Annotated in this window: 4 protein-coding genes and 1 tRNA gene; 2 read left to right on the top strand and 3 right to left on the bottom strand. The window is 72.7% G+C overall.

Annotated elements, in window-relative coordinates:
* Positions 1-72: 72 nt before the first annotated feature.
* The gene (locus tag ABTZ17_RS36370; RefSeq protein ID WP_352200103.1) at positions 73-618 is read right to left on the bottom strand and encodes a DUF309 domain-containing protein; all 546 of its coding nucleotides are present in this window, start codon (positions 616-618) and stop codon (positions 73-75) included.
* 104 nt (positions 619-722) lie between these two features.
* Between ABTZ17_RS36370 and ABTZ17_RS36365 the strand changes: the two genes are divergently transcribed.
* Both ABTZ17_RS36365 and ABTZ17_RS36360 read left to right on the top strand, forming a co-directional pair.
* Positions 723-799 (top strand) — tRNA-Pro (locus ABTZ17_RS36365).
* Between the two features lie 396 nt (positions 800-1,195).
* On the top strand, positions 1,196-1,858 hold the full coding sequence (locus ABTZ17_RS36360) for a deoxynucleoside kinase (RefSeq protein ID WP_352200102.1): 663 nt from the start codon (positions 1,196-1,198) through the stop codon (positions 1,856-1,858).
* A gap of 103 nt (positions 1,859-1,961) precedes the next feature.
* Here the strand turns inward: ABTZ17_RS36360 and ABTZ17_RS36355 are convergent, their stop codons facing one another.
* Both ABTZ17_RS36355 and ABTZ17_RS36350 read right to left on the bottom strand, forming a co-directional pair.
* On the bottom strand, positions 1,962-2,252 hold the full coding sequence (locus ABTZ17_RS36355) for a barstar family protein (RefSeq protein WP_352200101.1): 291 nt from the start codon (positions 2,250-2,252) through the stop codon (positions 1,962-1,964).
* A 5-nt stretch (positions 2,253-2,257) separates the two neighbouring features.
* Positions 2,258-4,534, bottom strand: coding sequence for a polymorphic toxin-type HINT domain-containing protein (locus tag ABTZ17_RS36350; RefSeq protein WP_352200100.1), 2,277 nt, complete (start codon positions 4,532-4,534; stop codon positions 2,258-2,260).
* Positions 4,535-4,608: the final 74 nt, after the last annotated feature.

Here is a 4,608-nt window from a genome sequence, read left to right as displayed (position 1 = left end):
CGATGACTTCCCGCAGAATCCGTTCGTCCGGCAGTTGGGCGGGCGGCACCGGGCGGCTCCGGACGGCAGGCGTCAGCCCCCGGCCCCCGGATCCCCCTCAGCGGTGCCCGTACCCCGCCCGCCGCGCACCGACAGCCGGGGCGCCTCGACCGCCGGGTCCACCGGACCCGCCCCGCCCGACACCCGCCCCGCCAGCTCACCGGCCCACCGCACCAACCCCGGCTCGTCGATCCCGTGCCGGAGCGCGAACCCCGCCGGCCCGGCCGCCCCGATCCCGGCCGCACCCCGCCGCAGCAGCCGCGCCCCGCCCACCGCGTTGCCCCGCGCCGCGTGCGTCAGCCCGACGGCGAGCTGCGCCAGCCCCCGCCACAACCCCTCCTCGGCCTCCGGCCGGCTCTTCCAGGCGTCCTCGAACACCTCGTGCGCGTGGAAGGGCATCCCCGCGTCCAGCAGCCGCTGCGCCTCCCGCACCGTCGCCGCCGGCTCCCGCACCACGCCCTCCGGCTGCCGCTCCACCCCCGGCGTCCCGTAGGGCAGCGGTCGCCCCAGCCCGTCCCGCGGGCGCGCGTTCCGCGCCCGCCCCGCCCCGTCCCGGTCCCGCCCCGCGTTCGTCTCCACGACTCCATTCTGAAGCCGGACGATCACGGGTGCCGAGGCACCCCGCTCAGTGGGGTAATGTTCTTCCTGCAAGCCGACGCGGGGGAAACCCCAGGTCAGCAAGCCGGGACGTGGCGCAGCTTGGTAGCGCACTTGACTGGGGGTCAAGGGGTCGCAGGTTCAAATCCTGTCGTCCCGACCACGCGGAAACGCAGGTCGGAAGCCGTTCTCTCATCCGTGGGAGGGCGGCTTTTTCGTGTCCCCGAAGCGCCGCCCGCCGGCCCGGTGGTCCGGGATTCCTGGCCGACCGGGGGGTTCGGGTAACCTGCCGGTCTCGGGGTCATCAGGCCGCAGGTTCGGTCCTGTCGTCCAGGCCGTGCGGAAACGCGGGCCGGTAGCCGTTCTCTCAAGGGATGAGGGGGCGGCTTTTCGCTTGTGCTCCGGGGCGGGCGGTCCGCGGACCGGACCGGGGCCGAGGGGAACCGCGGGCCACTGGCCGTGGGGCGCGCCACGGGCGTCGGGTCACCGGTGCCCCAGGGGGGTGGGGTGCGCGCGTGCGTCCGCCCGTGATCGGAAGACCGCCAGGGAGAAGTGAGGAATGCCAGTGATCTGCGTCGGAGGCATGATCGGCATCGGCAAGACGAGCGTGGCCGAGCTGCTCGCGACCGAGCTCGGCAGCGAGGTCTTCTACGAGAGCGTGGACGACAACCCGATCCTGCCGCTCTTCTACACGTCCACTCCCGAGGAGATCCAGGCCAAGCGGTACCCGTTCCTCCTCCAGCTGTACTTCCTCCAGACCCGGTTCGCCTCGATCAAGGAGGCGTACAAGCAGGGGAACAACGTGCTGGACCGCTCCATCTACGAGGACTGGTACTTCGCGAAGGTCAACCACGACCTGGGCCGGATCAGCTCGCTGGAGATGCGGGTGTACGAGGGCCTGCTCGACGAGATGATGAAGGAGATCGACGGCCTGCCCTACCGCAAGGCCCCCGATCTCATGGTGTACCTGAAGGCGGACTTCGAGACGGTGCTGCACCGGATCGGGCTGCGGGGCCGTGACTTCGAGCAGGACGACAGCCTGATCGAGTACTACCGGACCCTGTGGTCCGGCTACGACGACTGGGTGCACAAGCACTACTCGGCGAGCGAGGTGCTGGTGATCGACATGAACACCACCGACGTGGTGAACGTCCCCGCCGACGCGGCCCGCGTGGCCCGGCAGGTCAAGGACGCCCTGGAGGCGGCCCGCGCCCGGGTCTGACCGCCCCGCCCGGAGAGGTGACGACGCCCCGCACGGATCTTCCGTGCGGGGCGTCGTCGTGTTCCGGAGCGGGCCGTCGTCCGGGCCGCGGCCGGGGGACCTCCTAGACGAAGGTCACCGTGAAGCGGGCGCCGGGGGCGTTGCCGGCGTCGCGTTCCTCGACCTCCAGGAAGAGGTCGCGGAACTGGGCGAACGGGATCTCGCCGAGGGCGGCCCGGCTGAGGTCCGCGTCCTGCCAGACCAGCTCCACGGGCCGCTCCACGTCGGTGGTGAGCCGGTCCCAGAGGGCCTGGAGGTTCCGCCCGTAGTAGGGGCCGAAGTCCAGCGCCCGGGAGAGCGTGGCGTGCACGTCCGCCGGGGTCCGGACCGCGGCACCGTCGATGACGACCCGCATCGGGGTCACCTCCAGTTCGGGAGCAGGTAGAAGGAGTCGTAGTGGTCGAAGGTCACGTAGGCGAGGCCGTCGGAGGACCACACCAGGCGGGTGCCGGGCTGCTTGGACCGCTTCATCTGGTTGGTGAGGCCGATGTCGGCCTCGAACCAGATCCGGCCCGGATAGTCGGGCAGCTTGCCGTCCTTGTTCTCGAAGACGTCCCCGCCGATCTGGGCGTCCTTGAGGTGGTTGCCCAGGGCCTTGCCCTCTTCCCAGCCGGCGGCCTTGGCCTGGTCCTTGGTGACGTAGTGGCTGGGCAGCTTACCGGTCTTCTGCAGGCTCTCGATGAGCGGATTCGCCATCTCGGCGGTCTTGAGGGCCGCGCCGAACAGCTTGCAGGTGGAGTTGTGCGCCAGCAGCGCGGTGGCGCCCGCCAGCACGTAGTACGTGTGCACGTCGGCGACCGTCAGGTTGTACACCCGCAGGGTTTCCTGACGGGCGTCGACCCCGACGAGTTCGCGCACGGTGCCGTCCGGCGTGCGGAGGGTGTCGCCGACCCGCAGGTCGGCGGCGTCCACCCAGGCGCCCCGGCCGGCCGCCCAGAAGGGGTGGCCGTCGGTGGCGGTGACAGCGGCGGTGGCGTCGCCCGCCGGGCCGTCGGTGTCGACGGTGAGCACGCGCAAGGACTTCTCGCCCTCGCCCGTGATGAGGCGGGTGACGGCGTGCGGACCGGTGCGGCCGGTGGTCGGGTCGGTGGCCAGCACCTTGTCGCCCGCGCGTACCTCCTGGATCGGGAGGTACGTGCCGTCGCCCATCAGGACCGGGGTGCCGGGCACGAAGCTGTTGCCGGGGTCCGGGCACGGCGGGTTCTTGCGGAGCTTGTCGATCAGTTCCTTGCTGCGGGAGATGAGCTTCTTCGCCGCGGCGGAGGTGTCGAGGAAGTGGTTCAGCCCGCCCACGATCTTGACGAGGGCCTTGGTGATCGCCGGGGTGGCCTTGATCACCTGGAGGGCCTTGCCCCAGGGGAGTGCGCCCACCACGGTCCAGAAGCACGCTTCGAAGTCACCCTCGACGAAGCACTTCTTGATGTCCTCGAAGAGCAGGTCGACGATGATCTCGCCGCCGTTCTCCATGAGGAAGTCGAGGATGTCCTTGTCGGCGAGGGCCCGGGCCTTCTCGTAGTCCTCCGGGGAGATCCCCGCGGCCTTCAGGGCCTCGATCTCCCAGGGGGTGAGCTTCGAGGTGTCGCCCTTCTGCTGTGCCTCCTTCGCGGCGGCCTCGCGGGCCTTCGCCTCCTGTTCGCGCTGGTACTCCTCGGCCTTGGTGGCCGCCTCGTCGGCCTCGCGCGCGTAGGTGTTGGCGTTCTTCGCGGCGGCCTCGGCGGACTTGGCGTGGCCCTCGGCCGATTCGGCGAACTTCCCGGCGTCGGCGGCGTCCTTCTCGGCCTGGGCGGCGGCGCCCCGCGCGGTGGCCGCCTCGTTCTCGGCGAGCGAAGCGGCGCTGCCCGCGGCGACGGCGTGGCTGTCGGCCTCGGCGGCGGCCCCTCGGGCGCGGGACGCTTCGGCCTCGGCCTGGTTCGCGGCGTTGCGGGCGGCGGTGGCGTCGGCGAAGGCCGCGATGGCGGCCTCGCGGGCCAGCTTGGCGTCGGCCTGCGCCTGGGCGTCGGCCTGGGAGGCGCGGGCGGCCGCGGCGCGTGCCTTGGCGCCCTCCTCCGCGGCGGCGGCGGCGGACTTCATCGCGGCCGCGGCGGACCGGGCGGCGTTCGCGGCCGACCGGGCGGCCTCGGCGGCGGCCTGGTACGCCGGGGCGACCTGGGCGTTGGCCCGCTTCGCGGCGGCTTCGGCGGCTTCCGCGGCCTTGATCGCCTCCGTGGCCTTGGCCTCGGCGGAGGCGACCTGCTCGGCGCCCATCTGCTCGGCGGCGGCCGCCACCTCGGCGGCGAAGTCCGCGTCGGCGTCCTTACCGGCGAATGGGGCGGTCAGCGCGATCGCGGTGTTCGCGGGTTCGGCGATGCCCGCCGCGGTGGAACGGGCGGCGGCGGAGGCGCGCACGGCGATGCCGGACTGGACGCGGGCCATGGCGGCCTCGCGGACCGCGCCGGCGGCCTCCTCCTTGGTGCGGTCGGCCGCCTGGAACGCGTTCGCGGCCCGCATCGCGGCCAGCCCGGCGAGCCGGACGGCCTCGTGGGCGGCGATCCCGGCACGGGCCTCCTGCGCCGTGGCCTCCGCGGCCTTCTGCTGGGCGCGCAGCGCCGCCGCATGGGTCAGCGCGGCCTCGGCCTCGGCCTTGTTCGCCAGTTTCAACAGGTCGGGGACCTTGGCGGCGTAGCCCTAGTTGCAAAACCCTGGCCGGCTCGCTACAACAAGGGGGACCGCAC

Origin of the sequence: Streptomyces sp. NPDC097619 (assembly GCF_040302735.1) — a bacterium.
Classification (GTDB): Bacteria; Actinomycetota; Actinomycetes; order Streptomycetales; family Streptomycetaceae; genus Streptomyces.
Note: the sequence above shows the minus strand (reverse complement) of the source record. Positions and strands in the feature narration are given on the sequence as shown.

Bases quoted from the DNA above. Each gene is read 5' to 3' on its own strand.
- ABTZ17_RS36360 (WP_352200102.1), top strand. From the start codon at position 1,196: ATGCCAGTGATCTGCGTCGGAGGCATGATCGGCATCGGCAAGACGAGC.
- ABTZ17_RS36355 (WP_352200101.1), bottom strand. From the start codon at position 2,252: ATGCGGGTCGTCATCGACGGTGCCGCGGTCCGGACCCCGGCGGACGTG.